Raw genomic sequence first — 21,580 nt, forward strand, 5'->3', positions numbered from 1 at the left:
AGCTTAGGTGTTTGATTTATATGGTTTTGCCGTTTTGACCACGGCGTGGCACGGGGCTTGCACTATAGGTGGATCGCGACAGCGTTCGCATCGCCCGAGAGGAGCACACGTCCAGTATGCGCAAACTTTACATCACCGCGCCATGGGCTTTAGCTGCCCTCGCCGTCCACAACGCCACGCTAGGCGCCGACTTCAACATGATCGAGCAAGTCGCTGATGGCGGTGGCGCCATTTTGTTGACGCTCGGATTATCGATACTGTTCCTCGCCGTCACCATCGAGCGCCTGGTCCATTTCCGCCCCCGACACATTGTGCCCGACGGACTGATCGAGCGCGTCAAACCGCTATGGGCGGCGCAGGAATTCGGCAAGCTGCAACAACTGCTGGCCGAACAGGACAGTACCCTGGCCCGCGCCATCGCCTACGTTGTCGCGCATCGGCACCACGGATACACCGTCGTCAGCAGCGGCGCCGGCGACCTCGCCTCGATCGAATTACGCCATCATCAGCAAAAAGCCTATGCGTTGGCGATTGTGGCGACGGTCGCCCCGATTGTCGGCCTGTTGGGCACCGTGGTCGGCATGATTGAAGCATTCCATGTGATCGCCTTCTCCGACGGCATGGGCAATCCGGCCTTGCTGGCGGGCGGCATATCGAAGGCGTTAATCAACACCGCTTGCGGCCTGTGCGTGGCGCTACCAGCCTTGGGCATGCACCACTACCTCAAAAATCGCCAGGCGTTTTTCGGCTTGGCGCTGGAAAAAAAACTCAGCGGCCTGATCAACGAATGGTTCCTTGGACAGGACGCCCCAGCGCAGTATTTGCATATGGTGTCGCATGCGAATTAATCTGGGCGAAGACGAACAGCCGGAAATCGGGCTGATCGCGCTGATCGACTGCATTTTCTTCTTGCTGATGTTCTTCATGGTGGCGACCTCGTTCAAACAGCCGACCAATCTGAAGAAGCAGCCCGAGTTGCCGGTAACACTGCCCGTCTCCCAGGTGAGTCTTGAGCCGGGTGAATCCGGACCACCGCCGCTCGTCATCGGCGTCGACCAGGACGGCAAAATGTTTCTCGACGGCGCGCCGGTGTCGACTCAGATCCTGCATGGCCGCCTCAAGCAGGAAGCGGCCGCCAATCCAGGACGGCGGATACGCATTGATGGCGACCAACTAGCCAAGTATCAGGACATCGTACACGTGCTCGACTTGTGCCAATTCGAGCGGCTGACCAATATCTCCATGCACACGCGTAGCGCGCAATGAAGCTCGGCTCCGTTGATCAATGGTCACCGCCGCCGCGCCGTCTCGCCGAGCTGGCCAAGCGGCACATCTTCATCATGGTGTCGCTGACGGTACATGCCGCGTTGATTGCGCTGTGCTACTACTTCGGCTCTTACCGGATCGAGCTGACACGGCAACAGCAGCTGGTGCACGCTGGCGCCGAATTATCGAAGCAGTCGAGCATGGAAAAGCGCGTGCTCGACATGAAGCAGATTAACGATTTGCTGGAACAGAGTGGCCGCGCGTCCGATACGCGCCAAGACCAAACGAATTTCACCGCCACCTCGCTGCCGAAGGCGCCGACCGAATTGCTTGCGGAGGCCAGACAATTGTCCGCGTCTATCGATGAGGTGGAAAAGCGCCTAAAGGCTGATGAGCTCGCACGCATTGACGGTATCTCGAAAGAGCAAGCGCTTAAGCAACTTGATGTCCCGCCGCCGGCAGCAGCTCCAGCTCCAGCGGAGACCGCGACACCAGAACAGCTGGCGACCGAGATCGAGCTGCTTGAAAAGCGTGCGCGGGCATCGCTAGCGCAACGGCAACAGGATCTGCAGCGGCGCATGAACGGCGTTGCCGTACAACCACCGGGGAGCAAATCGGGCAGCGCATACGGCAGTGGCGATCACGAAAACGCAGTCCAAAGCGGCGCCAACGGAGAACAGGCCAAAGATGGTCAAGTCAGCGCCACGCCTGGCCGCAACGAAGGCGAGCTCGTCGAACGCATCGCAAAATTTATCAATCGTGATCTTGCGCTTCCCAAAGACGCCTCACAGCACTACTACCAAAATGGCGAGCGGATCTTCAACCCCGGGGTGGGCCAAATTCCAGCGGTCGATGCCGCCACCATGCACAAAGGCTTTGGCCGCATGCTGGGCCGCGAAGGCGAATTCGCCAACCGCGTGTACGTCAACAGCTGGTATCTGATCGGGCCGTTTGAAGGCAAACATGGCAGCGGACTCTTTTCCAACTATCGCTATCCGCCCGAAGATGGCGTCGTGCTGGACGCCGCCTACCGAGGCAAGGAAAATCGTGTGGTGAAGTGGCGCTACCTCAACGCCGACAGCTATCCGCTAGTGCCACCCGACTTCGCCGAAGACGCCGTGTACTACGGCTATACCGAACTCATGCTAGACCGCGAACAGCTCCTGACGATGTGGATAGGTGCTGACGACGATGCCCAGATATGGCTCAACGACGAGCAGGTTTGGGCGGGCGGCAACATCAACAAAACATCGTTCTGGCGCGACCTTTACGACACGCAGAACACCTACGCACGTGATTTCAACATGACCGAGGGAAAACGCAAAGTGCGCTTCAAGAAAGGCCGCAACAAGATATTTTTCAAGTTAGCGAACGGCCCCTCACGCACGTTTTTCTCATTAGTGTTGACGAAATAAACAGGCAATCGAGCGATGAACTATTTATCGGAAGCAGAATTTGATAATTTTGCGAAGTTTTCCAATAGCTCACCAATCTGCTTTTCGCTTGCAGGATGATTAAAGATCTGTCGTGCCGTCTGGCCTTGTTTATCGAGAAGCAACGAAATCCGAAGATGAAAACCTCGATATAAACCGCTTTGCTGGAAATCCATCAGAGGACTATTAATTCGGAAAAGGTGGTAATTTTCATCGAAATCAAAGTCCCCGCCTTTTCCCACATAGTCCGCATAACCTTCCATCAACCACTGTGGATATTGGAAGCTGACCAACCGTCCAAACTGTCGTGCTACAAGAATGTGCGCCGCTTCATGAGCGATGAAATAGGAGAGTGGCCGATGAACAGGATCTGCAAGAGAGCCCCCTCCCGGCGCAATCATTCGGTTTGATGCGATGTCCGATTCTCGAACATAGATATTACGTGTTATCGATGTGTCAGCATCGGCACCCACCTGATCGCTGAAATGCTGACCGTATAGCCATAGCCGCCATGAAGAGTTACAAAAGAAAATCTTGAAACGGCTATCCTTTTCCAGTAAATCAGACGTAGCAAGTCGTCGGCTGACATCATCAAGCACCTGATTAATTTGAGGTGGAATTGGTCGATCAGACCAAATTTCATAGTTCTTATATACGACATGGTTTTAGAACATTGGTTCAGGGAACGCACTTACACCGATATAGATACCAAAAATTATAGCAATCGTGGTCGACAAGTATTTTAAAATTTCAAATAAAAATTTCAATTTATTCGTATACTTTCATGAAAATTTCAACTTCCCGAAGTCCGCTATCGCCCCAAAGCCGCCGGTCAGATGCGCTAGTATGCGTCAATGACGTTCATGTCGTTTTCGGAAAAACTTCCAGATGCCATCTTCCTGAATTAATTTTGCGTCGATGCCGTCCAGTGGGAATGCGTATTCGTCTACGCCACTTGGAATAGGATGAACTGATTTTGTGGTTGCGGGGGACAGCCACACACTTCCATCTACAATCGGAATGGAATTTGACAGCGAATATCCATTATTGTAAGCGGTATATGAGCGTAAACATTGCCCTCTCGGCGCATCGCTCCAGCAGGCCTCAGTTTTTAATTGGGGCGCAGGAACTGCGATGATGATAATCGGCGATATCGTAACTAGAAAAAGCTTATACGGAACTTTTACTTCAACGGGTACGCTCCTAGTTCTGCCCCATGTGTTGGATTCAGGTATTTTCAAAACGAGCCTATCCAACTCGCTGACCAAATCATGAAACACCTCCTGCTTATTTCCAAATTCATCTTCAAACGCAATACGGCATTGCGGTGCCCCATCCATTAACCGCTGTTCACATTTCTGAAAGGCTTTGGCAAATACTCCCTCAGAGAGATACGGCCCGGCGCCTTCAATTGGCTTCCAAGACAGGTCATAGCCAACGCAACCGGAGAATGAGATTAGCAAGGCTAGAAAAGATATCAGAGTGTATTTATTCTTCATATGAATCGAGGGCGGTCACAGTCCGTTTTTGGCCGATTTAAGCCATCCCAGCAGCAGAGATGAAGAAAGATAGGAAACCTAAAACGGCAAGTACGGCAGTTAGCGTTTTACGTGTCCGCTCACTCAAATCTATCGACATTTCGAATCGGACGGCAGTCATGGCAAGGAAGAAAAACGGAGATAAACAAGCCAACCACAGAAGTGGTCCACTCAAAATTAAAGTACCCTTACTTCCTGGAAGAGCCAACTTGCCCAAAACCGCGCCTTTGACAAAATATATCAATACTCCTGCCAAGACTACATAATTAATTAAAATCGATGCTCTCGATACTGGCTTCAGTGGCATAGTACTTAGGATTGAAAGTTAGAAAAATTATTCGGAGACGGCAGCTTCTGGCCGGTTGCTGTCGAATCCAATTATTCTGGCAAAGATTTGTCTCTAAGCCATCGAAACCATTCACCGGCATACGAATCATGTACATTAAACAATGCATCTCCTGTCTCAAGGTCCAAAGATCTATTCAATATCTTGATGTGCTCTTGTGCTGTCTGCATGCTCCACGGCGATGCCTGAAATAACTGATCTGCTGGAAGCCGCTCGCCCGCTTGGTCCAAGTACCAGTCTTCGGGCTCGGACTCAACCAGCTTTCGCAGTTCAGCTCGCTTTTCAGCATTTAGAACAAATACTCCCTTAAACTGAGAATTGGAAACGTTGAATTCGAATTGACGGTTACTATGAATCAAAATCATTTGAGGTAATAGAGCTATTGAGTAATTTTTGTCCGCTTTTGGCCGCTAGGTGACTCTTTTGCGATAAAAAGTCTGCCAGCAAAAAATCATCGTCAAGGCTAGAGAGATGACAGAAAATCCAGTGACCAAATGCTCAGGTAGAAAAACCGGAAATACCTTATCGAAAATTGTGTGGCTTAGCGAAAAGGCGAAAATCAACGATGGTAACCATTGCTTTTGCCAAGCAAAGCCAGCCATCGCAACAGTTGAGCCTACGATACTTAAGATCGTGACGAAGTGCATTTCTAACCTCACAAATTTTTCAAGAGTCGTGACTGGAACAGTTGTCTTCTGCTCGGCGCTCGTCTTCGATTTAAACCAAACGAACATCCGCATTTCTTCCTTTGGCCCAACGTCTAAAATCAGCAGTGCTACAGCCCCCCGTTGGATCGCAGTTTTTGGCAAATCACCTTGAATAGTTTTCTCCCCAATTCATTTCATCAAGTCCCGCGATGAACATATCTCTGTCACCAATGCTCGAAAAGTACCATTCGTTGAATCCAAAGTCATAGTCGACCTTCTCGAACCAGTTAGAGGTCCAAGTTCCAGAATGCTGATGCGGTTCCGAATTAAAGCAGGTTCGATACTCGGAATGAACCTGAGAACACTCGCCGTCCCTCGGCCCAAACTTTTGCCAGCACCAACGATTCGCAAAATCAAGCTCAGGGTAAGAAACCTTGAGCATCACCGGAAACGGAAAACGTTTCACGAGCTCGTTCCGCAATGCTTCGTCAGATGCAGCGTTCTCGTGCAAATGCGAACATTCAGATAGGTATGCTTCGAAGCTTGACCTCTCCAAGGTTTTTCGTGCAGTCATTGTCGGTAGTTTTATGAAGCGGCGGAACTTGCTATAAATAGCGAATTAGCAATATATCATAATCGTCCGCAATTGGCCGAAGTCAGACTTCAAGGGGTTCCAATGCAAGCCGGTTCGGCGACGCTTAAGCTTGATACGGCATTCGACTCGTCAACTTTGAATTCAATACGAAGAAGACACGAAGGAAAAAATCCTTCCTTCTTTGTACAATCGAAGTTCTCTCTCTTCGCTCCACTTACAAAGCATTGATAGCCGCTGCTTGCCAGTTTCTGCTTTACAGACCAATAGGTATTTCCAGTGCGGACCCCGATTGAGGTGAGTTGGTCAGTGCTCATTTTTTGAGGTGTACTACATCCCGAAATGAACACCGCCACAGCGAAAAATTTAAGCATGCTACGGAAGTTGATGCATTGCATTTTTTCTTCCTAACGAATTGATGCGGCCGCTTTTCTAGCCGGTTGAAGATGTTTGCTGTTTAAAGATAGCGCACTTCCTCTGGCGGCCTTTCCCAGTTGTCGTTCTTACCGTCCAAATACATGATAGGCGCGTTCACGAGCTCTTCAGGAGGCACATCGTGAGGCGTCAGGTACTGCCACGCTGTATCAGCTCAAAGCCGGTGTTGAGTACGCGCTCGGCGGATGCGGTTTCGCCGCTGCCGCTCAACCGGTCCAGCAGCGCTTGGGCTGACAGTGCGCCGATGCGGGCGCCGTCTACTTTTACGGTCGACAGCGGCGGGTTGGTGTACTCCGAAAAATTCAAATCACCAAAGCCCATGATGGCCAGATCCTGCGGCACGCGCAGGCCACGGCTTTGTGCTTCGATCAGCACGCCGTGCGCCAACGTATCGGAGCTGCAGAAGATGGCGTCCAGTTCCGGATGCGTGTCCAGCAACTGTATCGCGCCCTTGCGGCCCAGCGGCAGCGCGCCCGGCGCTTGCACCACGTGCGAGGCGATCACGTTGACGCCTTGCTTGGCCAGCGCGACCTGGAAGCCTTGCGTACGCTGGCCGGCGCGCGGGTCGTTGGCGGTCAGCATGCCGAATTTGCGGTAGCCCTGCTTCAGCAGATGCTGGGCGCAGGCGTGGCCGACTTCTTCGTGTGAGAAGCCGATTGCCATGTCGATCGGGTGCGGGGTCAGATCCCAGGCCTCCACCACCGGTGTGCCGATTTGCTGCAGGCGCTGGCGCGTGCTGTCGGTGTGCAGCGAGCCGGTGAGGATGACGCCGTCCGGACGTCGGCTCAGGATGGTCTCAACCAGGATCTCTTCGCGCCAGGTTTCGTAGCCAACGATACCCAGCAGCAGTTGGTAGCCGGCCGCCGTCAGGCGGTCGGTGGCGCCCTGCACCATGTCGGCAAAGGTTTGGGTGGAGATGGTGGGCAGCACCAGCGCCACCAGTTTGCTGCGGCTGGAGGCCAGGCCGCCGGCCAGCATGTTTTTGACGTAACCGGTGCGCTTGACGGCTTCCTGCACCTTGGCCAGCGTGGCCGGTCGCACCAGTTGCGGCTCGTTCAGCGCGCGGGATACGGTAATCGGTGATACGCCAGCCGCCTTGGCGACATCGATCAGGGTGACAGGGGTTGCTGGCATCTTTTCTTTCATCATGTTGATTGCGTAATCATTCTATCCAATTGACATCCCTACCACAACTGCCTACACTTCAAAATGATTGCGCTACCATTACATGAAATCAGGAGACAGATTGAATACGCATCGCTATATAGGCGTGGGCCTGCTGGGCCTGACGCTGGCGGCCCATGCCGCCGACCGCCATTCCATCAACGACGGCTGGCGCTTCCAGCGCGGCGATCCGCAGGGCTATAGCGAGCAGCTGCAATACGACGTGCGGCCGGACATCAAGCAAAGCGCGGACGGCAAGGTAGCCGATGCGCGGCCGGATGAAGCGGAAAAGGTCCAGCGCCCCGTCGAAGGTTTGTTGAAGCCGTGGATACTCGCCAGTGGCAATGCCTTCATGGCCGATCCAAGCAAACGCACGCCGCGTCCAGCCACCGATCCAACGGTGTCGCCACCGCTGCTGCGCGCGGACTTCAATGACGCCGGCTGGCGCGCCGTCACGCTGCCGCACGACTGGGCCATCGAAGGCCCGTTCCTGGCCACAGGTCCGTATGGCGGCATGGGCCGGCTGCAAACCTGGGGACCGGCCTGGTATCGCAAGAAGCTGGACATTCCGGCGCGCGACAAGGGCAAGTCCATCTTCCTCGATATCGATGGCGCCATGTCATATGCCAGTGTGTGGCTCAACGGCCGGCTGGTGGGCGGTTGGCCGTATGGCTACAACTCGTTCCGCCTTGATCTGACGCCGTATGTCACGCCGGGCGGCGTCAATCAGCTGGCGATCCGGCTCGATAATCCGGCCGAATCGGCGCGCTGGTATCCGGGCGCCGGCTTGTACCGCAATGTGTGGCTGACTGTGGCCGATCCAGTCCATGTCGCGCATTGGGGCGCGGTGGTGCGCACGCCGCAGGTGTCGCGCGAAGCCGCGCAGGTGGAACTGGCCGTCACTGTCGATAACGATGGCAAAGATGCGGCCGCGCTGGAAGTGTCCACCCAGCTTTACGCGCTGGGCGACGATGGCAAACGCACCGGCGCGGCGGTGGCGACGCTGCCAGTGCAGCGTATGAGCGTGGCGGCCGGCGCCAGCGCCACCGTCAACGCGGCGGCACGCATGACCAATCCCCGTCTGTGGGGACCGCTGCCGCAGCAGCGCCCTCACCGCTATGTCGCCGTGACGACGGTTAGCCGCAACGGCAAGCCGATCGACACGCAAGAAACCCCGTTCGGCATCCGCTCGCTGCGCTTCGACGCCAACGAAGGGCTGTTCGTCAACGGCGAGAAGATCATGATCAATGGCGTCAACAACCATCATGACCTGGGCGCGCTGGGCGCGGCCTTCAACGTGCGCGCCGCCGAACGCCAGCTACAGATACTGCAGGAGATGGGCGCCAATGCGGTCCGCATGAGCCACAACCCGCCGGCGCCGGAGCTGCTGGAGCTGACCGACCGCATGGGCATACTGGTGCTGGATGAAGTGTTCGATTCGTGGGAGCGCAAGAAAACCCCGCTCGACTTCCACCTGATCTTCCCCGACTGGCACGAACAGGACTTGCGCGCCATGCTGCGGCGCGACCGCAATCATCCGTCCATCATTCTATGGAGCGCTGGGAACGAGGTCGGCGAGCAGTACACCGGCGAGGCTGGCGCGGCGATCAGCAAGCGGCTGCTCAGCATCGCGCGGGAAGAAGACCCAACGCGCCCCGTCACCAACGCCATGAACTACGCCAAATCGGACTTCCCGCTGCCGGCCACGCTCGACGTGATCAGCCTGAATTATCAAGGCGCCGGCATCCGCAGCCTGCCCGGCCAGTTCCCCAACTTCCATCAGAAGTTCCCGGACAAGATGATACTGTCGACCGAAAGCGCGTCCGCGCTGAGTAGCCGTGGCGAGTATCAGTTCCCGGTGCCGGGCGTGAGCAGCGCGCCGGTGCGGCCGGGCGTGGGCGGCGATCCGAAACGCCAGCAGGTCAGCGCCTACGAATTGTTCGCCGCCGATTTCGGCAGCTCGGCCGACCGCTCGTGGGCTGCGCAGGACCAGAACCCTTATGTGGCGGGCGAATTCGTCTGGACCGGCTTCGATTATCTGGGCGAGCCCACACCCTACTACGGCGCGCGCAGTTCGTATTCCGGCATCATCGACCTGGCCGGCTTCCCGAAAGACCGCTACTACCTGTATCAGGCACGTTGGCGTCCGGAGCTGCCGTTGGCGCACCTGCTGCCGCACTGGACCTGGCCGGAGCGCGTGGGCGAAGTCACGCCGGTGCACCTGTTCACTTCCGGCGACGAGGCCGAGCTGTTCGTCAACGGTAAATCGCAAGGCCGCAAGAAGAAGGCGCCCTACGAGTACCGTCTGCGCTGGGATTACGTGGTGTACGAGCCGGGCGAGATCAGCGTGGTGGCCTACAAGAACGGCAAGGAGTGGGCGCGCGACAGCGTGAAGACCGCGCAGGCGGCGGCCGTGCTGGAAGCGAAGGCCGACCGCAGCACTATCGCCGCCGATGGCCAGGATCTGTCCTTCATCACGGTGCGCGTTGCCGACGCCAATGGCGTCACCGCGCCGCGCTCCGATCAGCGCATCCGCTTCACGGTGGAAGGCGCCGGTGAACTGGTGGCCACCGACAACGGCGATCCGACCAATCTGGAATCGTTCAAGTCCAGCGAGCGCGCGGCCTTCAATGGCCTGGTGCTGGCCATCGTGCGCGCCAAGCCGGGACAGCGCGGCGCCATCACGGTACGCGCCAGTGCGCCGGGTCTGCGCGAGGCGGAGGTACAATTGCGCAGCAAATAAAAACGACAGGGGAAACGATGAAGAGAGTCATGCTGTTCGCCGTGATGCTGGCCACGCTGAGCTTCAACGCCAGCGCACAACAAGAGCCCCGCCCAGACTCCGGTCTGTCGTTCCGCACCTGGACCCCGGACAACGGCAATGGCACCTTCACCAATCCCCTGTTCTATGACGAGTTCTCCGATCCCGATTTGATACGGGTCGGAGAATGGTTTTACCTCACCGGCACCACCATGCACGCCATGCCCGGCCTGCCGATACTGCGCTCCAAAGACTTGGTCAACTGGGAGCTGCTCGGCTACGCCGCCGACAAGCTGGACTTCGGCCCGGCCTACCGTCTGGAGGACGGCAAGAACATCTACGGCCAGGGCATCTGGGCGCCCAGCCTGCGCTACCGCAACGGCGTGTTCTACATCTTCACCAACGTCAATGGCCGCGGCACGCAGATCTACTCCGCCATCAATCCGAAAGGACCGTGGACGCATTGGGAGATGAAGCGCAGCCTGCACGACCTGTCCGTGCTGTTCGACGATGACGGCAAGGCATACGTGGTGTGGGGCCATCAGGACCTGCACATTGCCCAGCTGACCGACGATCTGCTGGACCTGGTGCCCAACACCGAAAAGGTGATTTTCTCAAAAAACGAAGGCATGGGCGAAGGCGCGCACTTCTACAAGATAGCCGGACGCTATTACATCATCAGCGCCAACTACGCTGGCGGCTTCCGCATGCCGGCCGCGCGCGCCACGCACGTGTTTGGACCGTACGAAGTCAATCAGGCCATCAGCAAGGATGAGGGCTTCGGCCTGGTGGGCGGCTACCGGCTGAAGAACAACAAATATCCGTTCGAGGTGACGCCGCCCAATCCTGCTTCGCGCGACGCCACCGCCATGCACCAGGGCGGCATCGTGCTGACCGAGGCTGGCGAATGGTGGGGCTTCTCGATGATGGACTATAACTCGGTGGGCCGCCTGCTCAGCCTCGCGCCCATCACATGGAAAGACGGCTGGCCGTATTTCGGCCTGCCCGGCAATCTGGGACGCAATCCGCGTACCTGGATCAAGCCGCGCACCACCGAGTCGCAGCAGATACGCGCGCCGTTCGATCGCAGTGACGACTTTACCGAGCCTGCGCTCAAGCCGCTATGGCAGTGGAACCACGCGCCGGTGGACGATAAATGGTCGCTCAGCGAGCGCCCCGGCTTCCTGCGCCTGCACGCGCTGCACGCCGACAGTTTCTGGGACGCGCGCAACACGCTGACCCAACGCGCCATCGGGCCGATGTCGTCTCCGACGGTGGCGATCGATGTGGCGGGCCTGCTGGACAACGACGTCGCCGGCCTGGCCCTGCTCAACCTGCCCTACGCCACATTGGGCGTGGAGCGCAAAAACAGCAAGCTGTCGCTGGCCCTGTTCGACCAGGCGCGTAACCAGACCGTGCGCGTGCCGCTTGCCGCTACCCGCGTATGGCTGCGTGCCGAATGCGACTTCCTCACCGAGAAGGCGCGCTTCAGCTATTCGCTGGATGGCCAGAACTTCCAGTCCATCGGCGACGAGTTCACCATGATCTTCCAGCTCACCACCTTCCAGGGCGTGCGCTACGGCCTGTTCGCCTACAACACCGGGAAGCAGAATGGCGGCATGGCGGACTTCAACAGCTTCGACCTCTATCAGCCCTACCCGCGCGGCCTGATGCGCGCCATCCCGTACGACCAGCGCATCCAGCTGAAAGCGGCGACCGGACGCGCGCCGGCGCAGCCGCTCAACTTCACGGTGCAGAACATGGGATTAGGCCGGGTGGCGCTGCAAGCGGCGGACGGCAATTACCTCAGCATCGGCTTGAATGGTAGCGCCACGCTACAGGCCGTAAGACCCGGTCCGGGCGTGGCGCAAAGTTTCCAGTGGATGGAAACGCCCACCGGCGAACTGCTGCTGATGTCGCTGCTGACTAATTTCTACCTGCGCGTGCATCCGCAAAGCGGCGCACTGATCGCGGACAGCCCTGGTCCCATCCCGGATGGCAGCGACGGCGTGCGCTTCCTGTGGACAGCGACGGCGGCCAGGGCCGAATAGCGCCTCAGCCCTGTTGCTTGCGGCGCGCGGCAAAGCCCAGCATGGCCAGGCCGGCCACCAGCATGGCATAGGTTTCAGGCTCCGGCACGGCGTTGATGCTGATGTTGTCAACCGCAGATTGCGCGCTGCCGTCACCGTCCGACATCACCACCTTGCTCAGGTTGTTCCAGCCGCTGAAGGTGACATAGGTCGGACCAGCGGTGGTCGAGTAGACGTCCATCGAATAAGTCAGCACATTGTTGACATAGCCATCGAAGTGGGTCGTGCCGTCGTTCCAGGCTTTGGTCACGTACAATGACATCAGGCTGAAGCCAGTGCTGCTGGAGAACGTCGCCGGATTGGCAAAGCCATTAAACGCGGTGTTCAGTTGGCTGACTACGGCGTTGCCATAACCCGGACTGGTGGTATATGCCCCCAGGCCAGGCAGTGCGTAGAAATTGTCCCAGTCGAGGCCGGCATAACCATTGGCGATCGGGCTGCCATATGGGTCTGCGACGATATCGTCAAACGTGATGAGGGTGGCGGAAGCGGAAGCGGAAACGACAGCGAAAGCGGCGGCAGCGAAAGCTTTACGAGCAAAGTTCATGATATCTCCCCTGGGTTTTATTATTAAAGTATCAGGAAGATATCACGGATGAAGCTAGTGGAATTGCCGTTAGAAAAATTCTATCGCGATCATGCAACAAGTCATGCCACAGGCGCCGTGGCGCGCTGCAGGTCCGCCAAGGTAGCCGGCTTGGTCAAGTGCAGGTCGAAGTCGGCTTCATAGGCGCGCTCAATGTCTTCCTTTTGCCCGTAGCCGGTCAGCGCCACCAGCCGCAGCGGTGCACCGGACGCCGCCTCGCGCATCGCGCGCGCCAGCGCGTAACCATCCATGTCCGGCAGGCCGATGTCGAGGATGGCCACATCCGGCTTACGCTCCCACAGCAGCGCCAGCGCGCCGGCCGCGCTATGCGCCACCCGCACCTGATGCCCCATCAACTCCAGCAGCGTGCCGCAGGTGGAGGCCGCGTCCACATTGTCGTCCACTAGCAGCACCTGCAGGCTGGTAACGCCGTCGGTCCCCTCCAGCGCCGGCACTGCGGCGCGCTGCGCGGTCAACGGCAACACCACTTCAAAGCGACTGCCCTCGCCCGGTCCGGGACTGGACGCGCTGACGCGGCCGCCATGCAGGTCGACAATCTGGCGCACAATCGCCAATCCCAATCCGAGCCCGCCGGTACGGCGCGCCAGCGATTGCGGCGCTTGCTGGAACGGTTCGAACACCCGTGCCAACAGCTCCACGCTCATGCCGATACCATTGTCGATCACCACCAGCCGCGCCTCGTGGGCATCGGCGGTCAGCATCACCTGGGTGGCGCTGCTGCCGAAGCGTTCGGCATTGGAGAGCAGATTGTTCAACACCTGCGTCAAGCGGCTTTCATCGCCCATCACCCACACCGCGACCGGTGCTGCCAACGTTAATCGCTGGCCCGGCGCCACCGCCACCGCATGCCGCACCACCTCGGCCAGATTGACCACCTGGCTCTCCAGCTCGAACTTGCCGCTGCTGATGCGCGACACATCCAACAGATCATCCACCAGCCGCCGCAAGTGCTGCACCTGGCGCCGCATCATGGCGCGTTCCTTGCGGCTGGACGGGTCGTCGCGCCGGTCCAGCAAGTCCAGCGAGGTGACGATGGGGCTGAGCGGATTGCGCAGCTCATGGCCCAGCACCGCCAGGAATTCATCCTTGGCGCGGCCAGCCTGGCGCGCCTCGGCCAGCGCCGCCTGGTGGCTGGACAGCGCCTGATTCAGCGACGCCAGCAATTGATCGCGTTCGCGCTCATGCTCGCTGCGCTGACGCTCGGCCTGCACCAGCTCCTTGCCGATGGCTTCGATTTCCGTGATCGACGACGGTGCCAGCGTCAGCGGCGCACCCGAACCGAGCGCAGCGGCGCTGTGCTGCAGGGCGTTGATGGTGGACACCAGCCGCCGCGACAGCAGCGACGCCAGCACGATGCACATCACCAGCGACACCAGAATGCCGGCGCCATACACACCCAGGCTTTGCAGCCCGGCCGAATACAGCTGCTCGGCCGGACGCCCCACCACCGCCGCCCAGCCAAAGCGCGACAAGGTGGTGTAAGCGGTGGTCATCTCCTGGCCCTCGCTGGTGCGGGCACGGCCGACGCCTTCGGCGCCAGTCAGGCGCATCAGCTCCGTCAGCGACGCGCTGGGTGGCAGGCCCACCGTGCCTTGCTGGTTCTGCGAACGCGCCACCACCGCGCGTCCGCTATCGCGGATGGTGGTGACAGCGCCGTGTGGCACCTGCTGGCGTTCAACCAGACGCATCATGCGATCGGGCAGGATCACCGCCGTCAGGGTGTACAGCGCGCTGTCAGCGGTGGTCACCGCCACCCGCACCGGGAACGCCGCCCGGCCGCGACCACCGCGTGCGATACGCCCGGCCACCGGCTCGCGCGTGGCCAGCACCGCGCGCAAGCTGTCGGGATCGGCCACGCTGGTGACCGGCGTGCCGTAAGCATCCATGGTGCGGAACAGTACCTTGCCGTCGCGGTCGGTGAGGATCACACCCAGCCAGTCCGGCTGCGACTGCGCCAATGCGCTTGCTACGTTATAAAAACCACGCAGATCACCTTGTTGCAGCGATGGCGCGCGGCCCAGGCTGGCCAGGGTCGACACCACGCCATCCAGTTCGGCATCGGCGGCGCTGCTGAGCGCGCGCGCCAGATCCAGCATCAGCCGCTCCTGTTCGCGCTGCTGAAACTCGCTGACGGTGTGGATGCTCCACGCCCCCAGCAACGCCAGCGGCAGCAGGCCGATCGCGGTGAGCATGATGAGCAGGTAACGCAGAGAAAAGCTAAAACGGGGACGATAGGCCATAAGGAAGAAGATTGGCGGAAATTACACACATGCTTTTTTACCAATGATAACATTCAACAGTTAGTCAATATTATGAAAGGTAACACGCATGAAAGCTTTTTCCGTAGCTCATTTCGTCTTCGCCAGCCTGATCGCCGTGGCGCTGAGCGGTTGTGCCAGCCCCGAACCGCAAGCCGACAATGCCGACGGCACCAAGGTCGCCGCCGCCACCAAATGCAATCGCGTGGTTGACGCCCCGCTAGGCGCGCTGATGAAGAAGAGCTGCGCGCCATCCGAAGACAACAAGGTGGACACCCGCGAGTTCATGGACAACGTGCAAACGCCGGGCGCCGTTCCACAAAGCGGCCGTTAATCAACGCCGCATGGAAACGCTCCCGCCACGCGGGGCGTTTCTGTCGCATGCTATACTGCGCCGATGTTACGTCGCTCCGTTCTCCTGCTGATTACCTTACTCGCGCTGCAGTTCAGCTGGAGCGTGCTGGCGGCGTATTGCATGCACGAGAGCGGCAGCGCGGCGCAGCATCTCGGTCATCATCCGGATAGCGACAACGGCCATTCAGTGGCGCAGCAGGACAGCTCGCCGGACGCCAAGAAAAGTTCGCCCCACACGCACTGCGCCTCCTGCGCCCACGGCACTTTGTCGATAGACAGCCTGGACGGCATCGCACCACCACACTTTGCCAATGCCGCACCGCTTGCCAGCGTGGCCATTCCCTCCTCCCGCTACACCGCACCGCCAGAACGCCCCCAGTGGCATAAAACCGCTTAAGCCCGGCGGTTTCATCTCCCTACATTCGCGCCTGAACCAGGCCGCGTTGGCTATGCGCCGCCGGATTTCTTCGTCCCGTATTTTCGGAGTCATCCATGCAATCCCGATTTTTCATCATGGGAGCGGCTGTGCTATTGGCGCAGTGCCTCCCCGTGCGCGCCAGCGCACAAACGCTGACGCTGGAGCAGGCCGTTGCCCGCACCCTGTCCACCAGCCCCGAACTGCGCGCCGCCGCGATTGACGTCGCCATTGCCGATGGCGCGCGCGAGCAGGCTGGCCTACGCCCCAATCCCGAACTGTCGCTGCTGCGCGAAGGCATGAGCAGCGCCAACCGCACCGACACCATCCAGCTCAGCCAGCCACTGGAACTGGGCGGCAAGCGCAGCGCCCGCATCCAACTGGCCGAACAAGACCAGGCACTGGCCGAAGCCGACCTCGGCGTAGTGCGTGCCACACTGCGCGCCGAGGTCAGCGCCGCCTTCCTGCAAGCGCTGACCGCGCAGGAACATGTGGCGCTGGCGCGGCAATCGCTGCAACTGGCAAGCAAGGCCACCCATGCCGCCAGCCGCCGTGTCGCCGCCGGCAAGATCTCGCCGCTGGAACAGACCCGCTCCAGCGTGGCCGAAGCCGGCGCGCAGCTGGAACTATCGCAAGCCGAGGCCGACGCCGCGCAGGCCCGGCGCCGGCTGGCCGCGTTCTGGGGCAGCAGCGCGCCGCTGGACGATGCGCTGCAAGCACCGGACAGCGAACCAGCCGCGCTGCCGCCACTGGCACAACTGCAGGCCAGCCTGGACACCTCGCCGCAACTGCGACGTGCCCGCCAGCAGATCACGCGCGAAGAAGCCCAACTGAATCTGACCAAAGCCGAACGCCACCCCGACCTGACGCTGACCGTCGGCAGCAAGAAAGACCAGCAGTCGACGCTGACGCAAACCGTGGTCGGCATCTCGGTGCCGCTGCCGCTGTTCAACCGCAACCAGGGCAATATGCTGTCCGCGCTGCGCCGGGTCGACAAGGCACGCACCGAAGCCGAACTGGCGCGCCTGCACACCACGCAAGCCTTGGCCGACGCCTATCAGCGCGTCACACTGGCCGATCAGCAGATCGCCGTCATGCGCGCCGACATCCTGCCGGCCGCGCAAAGCGCCTTCGACGCCGCCGTCACCGGCTTCGAGCTGGGCAAGTTCGGCTTCATCGACGTGCTGGACGCCCAACGCACCCTGTTCCAGAGCCGCGCCCAATACCTGAGCGCCCTCTCCACCCGTCACCGCGCGCTGGCCGATCTGCAGCGCTATGTCGCATTACCAGGAACCCGCCATGAAGACTAAAGTATCCGTGCTGATCGCGCTGATCGGCCTCGCGCTCGCCGCCGCCATCCTGCTGTGGAAACCCGCCGCCGCGCCGGTTGACGCCGCCGCAGACCACGCCGAAGACGACGGCATCATCGCCATGAGCCCGCAACAAATCCAGAGCGCCGGCATCGTTATCGCCAAAGCCGGTTCGGCCAGCATGGGCAATGTAATCCAGTTGCCGGGCGAAGTGCGCTTCAACGACGACCTCACCGCCCACATCGTGCCGCGCATGCCCGGCGTGGCCGAGTCGGTATCGGCCGACCTTGGCCAGCGCGTCAAGAAAGGCCAAGTGCTGGCGGTAATTTCCAGCACCTTGCTGGCCGACCTGCGCAGCGCCTCGCTGGCAGCGCAAAAGAGGTTGACGCTGGCGCAGACCACCTATCAGCGCGAGCACAAACTGTGGCAAGACAAAATCTCCGCCGAGCAGGATTATCTGCAAGCCCAGACCGCGCTGCGCGAGGCAGAAATTGAAGCCCAGACCACCCGCGCCAAGCTGGCCGCGCTGGGCGCCGCCGACAGCGACGGCCCGCTCAACCGCTACATACTGCGCGCGCCCTTCGATGGCGAAGTGGTGGAAAAACACATCGCGCTGGGCGAAGCGGTGAAGGAAGATGCCAACGTATTCCTGCTGTCCGACCTGTCCAGCGTCTGGATCGAACTGGCGGTGACGCCGCGCGACCTCGAAACCGTGCGCGTCGGCGCCAGCATGACCATCACCTCACCCGCCACCCACTCCACCGCCACCGGCAAGGTCAGCTACGTCGGCAACCTGCTGGGCGAGCAGACCCGCAGCGCCAAGGTGCGCGTGGTGATCGCCAATCCCGACCAGGCATGGCGGCCCGGCCTGTTCGTCAATGCCAGCATGACGCAGGGCGAACGCCAGGTGCCGGTCGCCGTCGCCGCCGAAGCGGTGCGCGAAGTCGAAGGCAAGAGCGTGGTCTACGTCCAGGTGGCGCAAGGCTTCCGCGCCCAACCGGTCAAAACCGGCAGCAGCGACGGCAAGCTGACCGAAATCGTCGACGGCCTCAGCGCCGGCACCGCCTACGCCGCCGCCGGCAGCTTCCTGCTCAAGGCCGAGCAAGGCAAAGACGGCGCCAGCCATGAACACTGAGCGAGGACACGACCATGTTTGAACGCATTATCCGCAACGCCATCGAACACCGCTGGCTGGTCATGCTGGCCGTGCTGGCGATGGCCGCCATCGGCGTCTGGCAATACCAGAAGCTGCCGATCGACGCCGTACCCGACATCACCAACGTGCAGGTGCAAATCAACACCAGCGCCAATGGCTACTCGCCACTGGAAATCGAACAGCGCGTCACCTACCCGATCGAAACCGTGATGGCCGGCCTGCCGCAGCTGGAGCAGACCCGTTCGCTGTCACGCTACGGCCTGTCGCAGGTGACGGTGATATTCAAGGACGGCACCGACATCTACTTCGCGCGCCAGCTGGTCAACCAGCGCATCCAGGAAGCGCAGCAAAACCTGCCGCCCGGAGTGGTGCCGGCCATGGGACCGATTTCCACCGGCCTCGGCGAAATCTATCTGTGGACGGTGGAGGCCGAGCCCGGCGCGAAGAAAGCCGACGGCACGCCGTACACGCCAACCGATCTGCGTGAAATCCAGGACTGGATCGTCAAGCCACAGTTGCGCCAGGTGGCCGGAGTGACCGAAATCAACTCGATCGGCGGATACGCCAAGGAGTACCACATCACGCCCGATCCGCTCAAGCTCAGCTCCTACGGCCTCAGCCTGCGCGACGTGGTCAACGCCATTGACCGCAACAACAGCAACGTCGGCGCCGGCTACATCGAACGGCGCGGCGAGCAATTCCTGATCCGCGCGCCCGGCCAGGTGCGCGCGCTGGACGACATCCGCAACACCATCCTGCACAACGTCCAGGGCGTGCCGGTGCGCGTGCGCGACGTTGCCGAAGTGGCGCTCGGCCGCGAACTGCGTACCGGCGCCGCCACCGAAAACGGCCGCGAAGTAGTGCTGGGCACCGTGTTCATGCTGATCGGAGAGAACAGCCGCACCGTATCGCAGGCGGTGGCGCGGCGCATGGTCGACGTCAACCGCTCGCTGCCGGCCGGCGTCAAAGCGGTGCCAGTATACGACCGTACCGTGCTGGTCGACAAAGCCATCAACACTGTCCGCAACAATCTGCTGGAAGGCGCGTTGCTGGTGATCGCCGTGTTGTTCCTCTTCCTCGGCAACCTGCGCGCGGCCGTGATTACCGCGCTGGTGATCCCGCTGTCCATGCTGTTCACCTTTACCGGCATGGTGCAATACAAAATCAGCGCCAACCTGATGAGCCTGGGCGCGCTGGACTTCGGCATCATCATCGACGGCGCGGTGGTCATCGTTGAAAACTGCATCCGCCGGCTGGCCCACGCGCAGCAGCAAGTGCAACGCGAACTGACGCAACGCGAACGCTTTGACGAAGTCTACGCCGCCGCGCGCGAGGCGCGCCGGCCGCTGCTGTTCGGACAGTTGATCATCATGGTGGTCTACCTGCCGATCTTCGCGCTGAGTGGTGTCGAAGGCAAGATGTTCCATCCGATGGCGTTTGCCGTGGTGGCTGCACTGTTGGGGGCGATGATCTTGTCGATCACCTTCATTCCGGCCGCCGTCGCCCTGTTCATCGGCCGCCGCGTGGCGGAAAAGGAAAATCGCCTGATGACCATGGCGCGCGACGCCTACGCGCCGCTGCTGCGCAAAGTCATGACCAACGCCCAGCCGGTGCTGACCGGCGCCGTGGTCCTGATCGTACTGTGCGGCCTGCTGGCCACCCGCCTCGGCAGTGAATTCGTGCCCAGCCTGAACGAAGGCGACATCACCATCCAGGCGGTACGCATCCCCGGAACCAGCCTCAGCCAGTCGTTGGAAATGCAGCAGAAACTGGAAGCCGGGCTCAAAGCCAAGTTTCCCGAAATCGAGCGCATCTTCGCCCGCACCGGCACCGCCGAAATCGCCTCCGACCCGATGCCACCGAATATCTCGGACGGCTACATCATGTTCAAACCGGAAGCCGACTGGCCGCGCCCACGCAAGAGCCGAGACGAACTGATCGCCGCCATTCGCCACGAAGCCGAACAATACCCCGGCAACGCCTACGAATTCTCGCAACCGATCCAACTGCGCTTCAACGAACTGATCTCCGGCGTGCGCAGCGACGTCGCGGTCAAAATCTACGGCGACGACATGGACGTGCTGGCCGCCACCGGCCAACAGATCGCCAGCGTATTGCAACGCATTCCGGGCGCCAGCGAAGTCAAGGCCGAACAGACCGATGGCCTGCCGATGCTGACGGTCCAGATCGACCGCGAAAAAACCGCTCGTTACGGCCTCAACATCGCCGACGTGCAGGAAGCGCTGGCCATCGCCACCGGCGGAGGTGAAGCCGGTACCATGTTCGAAGGCGACCGCCGCTTCGCCATCCTGGTGCGGCTGCCGGAAAACCTGCGCAGCGATCCGGACGCACTACGCCGGCTGCCGATCCCGTTGCCAGCGCAGACTGGCGCGGCCACCGCCTACATCCCGCTGGCCGAAGTAGCGACACTGACCTTCGCCCCCGGCCCCAACCAGATCAGCCGCGAAAACGGCAAGCGGCGGCTAGTGGTCAGCGCCAACGTCAGCGGCCGCGACCTCGGCAGCTTCGTCACCGAAGCCGAACAAGCCATCGCCGCCCAGGTAAAAGTCCCGACCGGCTACTGGACCACATGGGGCGGCACCTTCGAACAACTGCAATCGGCCACACGCCGGTTGCAGATCGTCGTACCGCTGGCGCTGGTTCTGGTGTTGACACTGCTATTCGTCATGTTCAACAACATCCGGGATGGCTTACTGGTATTCACCGGCATCCCATTCGCGCTAACCGGCGGCATCATCGCGCTGGCGCTACGCGGCATTCCCCTGTCAATCTCCGCAGCAATCGGCTTCATCGCCCTATGCGGTGTCGCAGTCCTGAACGGCCTGGTAATGATCAGCTCCATCCGCGCACTACGCGAGCAAGGCATGCCATTGAACGAAGCGATCAACACCGGCGCCCTCAGCCGACTACGACCTGTCTTGATGACCGCCCTGGTCGCCTCCCTCGGCTTCATCCCGATGGCCCTGGCCACCGGCACCGGCGCCGAAGTCCAGCGCCCGCTCGCCACCGTCGTCATCGGCGGCATACTATCCTCAACCGCCCTCACCCTGCTGCTGCTACCGTTACTCTACAAAATGTCCACTTCGGGGTCAGACCCCGAAAGTGGACACGACCACGGCCGTAGTGCATAAAAATGTCCACTTCGGTGCCTGACCCCGAAGTGGACACGGGCACGGCCGTAGCGCAG

The 21,580-nt window shown here is 60.2% G+C and carries 18 protein-coding genes; 10 read left to right on the top strand and 8 right to left on the bottom strand.

Going from position 1 to position 21,580, the window contains the following annotated elements:
• Positions 1-116: 116 nt before the first annotated feature.
• Genes GJ699_RS18790 through GJ699_RS18800 form a run of 3 tightly spaced genes read left to right on the top strand, consistent with a single transcriptional unit; the run spans position 117 to position 2,681 of the window.
• Complete coding sequence (locus tag GJ699_RS18790; RefSeq protein WP_154379036.1) at positions 117-848, top strand: MotA/TolQ/ExbB proton channel family protein; 732 nt, start codon at positions 117-119, stop codon at positions 846-848.
• A complete protein-coding gene (locus GJ699_RS18795; protein WP_154379037.1) occupies positions 838-1,266 on the top strand; it encodes an ExbD/TolR family protein in 429 nt (142 codons plus the stop codon). Before GJ699_RS18790 ends, GJ699_RS18795 begins: the two co-directional genes overlap by 11 nt.
• Positions 1,263-2,681, top strand: coding sequence for a hypothetical protein (locus GJ699_RS18800; protein WP_154379038.1), 1,419 nt, complete (start codon positions 1,263-1,265; stop codon positions 2,679-2,681). Before GJ699_RS18795 ends, GJ699_RS18800 begins: the two co-directional genes overlap by 4 nt.
• Before the next feature lie 20 nt (positions 2,682-2,701).
• On the opposite strand, the gene GJ699_RS18805 is transcribed toward GJ699_RS18800, so the two are convergent.
• The 6 genes from GJ699_RS18805 to GJ699_RS18830 form a co-directional block, all read right to left on the bottom strand.
• Positions 2,702-3,298, bottom strand: coding sequence for a hypothetical protein (locus tag GJ699_RS18805; RefSeq protein ID WP_154379039.1), 597 nt, complete (start codon positions 3,296-3,298; stop codon positions 2,702-2,704).
• Between the two features lie 252 nt (positions 3,299-3,550).
• On the bottom strand, positions 3,551-4,198 hold the full coding sequence (locus tag GJ699_RS18810) for a hypothetical protein (RefSeq protein WP_154379040.1): 648 nt from the start codon (positions 4,196-4,198) through the stop codon (positions 3,551-3,553).
• A 37-nt stretch (positions 4,199-4,235) separates the two neighbouring features.
• Positions 4,236-4,544, bottom strand: a complete 309-nt coding sequence (locus GJ699_RS18815) for a hypothetical protein (RefSeq protein ID WP_154379041.1) — start codon at positions 4,542-4,544, stop codon at positions 4,236-4,238.
• Between the two features lie 449 nt (positions 4,545-4,993).
• Positions 4,994-5,392, bottom strand: coding sequence for a hypothetical protein (locus GJ699_RS18820; protein WP_154379043.1), 399 nt, complete (start codon positions 5,390-5,392; stop codon positions 4,994-4,996).
• Position 5,393: 1 nt separating this feature from the next.
• Positions 5,394-5,696 carry a hypothetical protein gene (locus tag GJ699_RS18825; protein WP_154379045.1) on the bottom strand — a complete coding sequence of 101 codons (303 nt, stop codon included), beginning with the start codon at positions 5,694-5,696 and terminating at the stop codon, positions 5,394-5,396.
• Positions 5,697-6,386: 690 nt separating this feature from the next.
• Positions 6,387-7,391 (bottom strand): LacI family DNA-binding transcriptional regulator, encoded by a 1,005-nt coding sequence (locus GJ699_RS18830; protein ID WP_229262167.1) that lies wholly within the window; start codon positions 7,389-7,391, stop codon positions 6,387-6,389.
• A gap of 112 nt (positions 7,392-7,503) precedes the next feature.
• Between GJ699_RS18830 and galB the strand changes: the two genes are divergently transcribed.
• Both galB and GJ699_RS18840 read left to right on the top strand, forming a co-directional pair.
• Entirely contained in the window at positions 7,504-10,164 is a 2,661-nt protein-coding gene (gene galB / locus GJ699_RS18835; RefSeq protein WP_229262168.1) for a beta-galactosidase GalB, read from the top strand.
• 17 nt (positions 10,165-10,181) lie between these two features.
• Positions 10,182-12,233 (top strand): glycoside hydrolase family 43 protein, encoded by a 2,052-nt coding sequence (locus GJ699_RS18840; RefSeq protein ID WP_154379052.1) that lies wholly within the window; start codon positions 10,182-10,184, stop codon positions 12,231-12,233.
• A gap of 4 nt (positions 12,234-12,237) precedes the next feature.
• On the opposite strand, the gene GJ699_RS18845 is transcribed toward GJ699_RS18840, so the two are convergent.
• Together GJ699_RS18845 and GJ699_RS18850 are read right to left on the bottom strand one after the other, a co-directional pair.
• Positions 12,238-12,819 (bottom strand): FxDxF family PEP-CTERM protein, encoded by a 582-nt coding sequence (locus tag GJ699_RS18845; RefSeq protein ID WP_154379054.1) that lies wholly within the window; start codon positions 12,817-12,819, stop codon positions 12,238-12,240.
• 101 nt (positions 12,820-12,920) lie between these two features.
• Positions 12,921-15,071, bottom strand: a complete 2,151-nt coding sequence (locus tag GJ699_RS18850) for a hybrid sensor histidine kinase/response regulator (protein ID WP_229262169.1) — start codon at positions 15,069-15,071, stop codon at positions 12,921-12,923.
• A 136-nt stretch (positions 15,072-15,207) separates the two neighbouring features.
• On the opposite strand from GJ699_RS18850, the gene GJ699_RS18855 reads away from it, so the two are divergent.
• The 5 genes from GJ699_RS18855 to GJ699_RS18875 all read left to right on the top strand — a co-directional run bounded on the left by GJ699_RS18855 (position 15,208) and on the right by GJ699_RS18875 (position 21,524).
• Positions 15,208-15,471, top strand: coding sequence for a hypothetical protein (locus GJ699_RS18855; RefSeq protein ID WP_154379058.1), 264 nt, complete (start codon positions 15,208-15,210; stop codon positions 15,469-15,471).
• Positions 15,472-15,534: 63 nt separating this feature from the next.
• The gene (locus GJ699_RS18860; protein ID WP_154379060.1) at positions 15,535-15,888 is read left to right on the top strand and encodes a hypothetical protein; all 354 of its coding nucleotides are present in this window, start codon (positions 15,535-15,537) and stop codon (positions 15,886-15,888) included.
• A gap of 95 nt (positions 15,889-15,983) precedes the next feature.
• Positions 15,984-17,216, top strand: coding sequence for a TolC family protein (locus GJ699_RS18865; protein WP_154379062.1), 1,233 nt, complete (start codon positions 15,984-15,986; stop codon positions 17,214-17,216).
• Positions 17,206-18,351 (top strand): efflux RND transporter periplasmic adaptor subunit, encoded by a 1,146-nt coding sequence (locus tag GJ699_RS18870; RefSeq protein WP_229262170.1) that lies wholly within the window; start codon positions 17,206-17,208, stop codon positions 18,349-18,351. Before GJ699_RS18865 ends, GJ699_RS18870 begins: the two co-directional genes overlap by 11 nt.
• A gap of 14 nt (positions 18,352-18,365) precedes the next feature.
• Positions 18,366-21,524, top strand: coding sequence for a CusA/CzcA family heavy metal efflux RND transporter (locus tag GJ699_RS18875; protein ID WP_154379066.1), 3,159 nt, complete (start codon positions 18,366-18,368; stop codon positions 21,522-21,524).
• Positions 21,525-21,580 lie beyond the last annotated feature (56 nt).

This window comes from Duganella guangzhouensis (assembly GCF_009674535.1).
In the GTDB taxonomy this organism is placed as follows: Bacteria; Pseudomonadota; Gammaproteobacteria; order Burkholderiales; family Burkholderiaceae_D; genus Rugamonas; species Rugamonas guangzhouensis.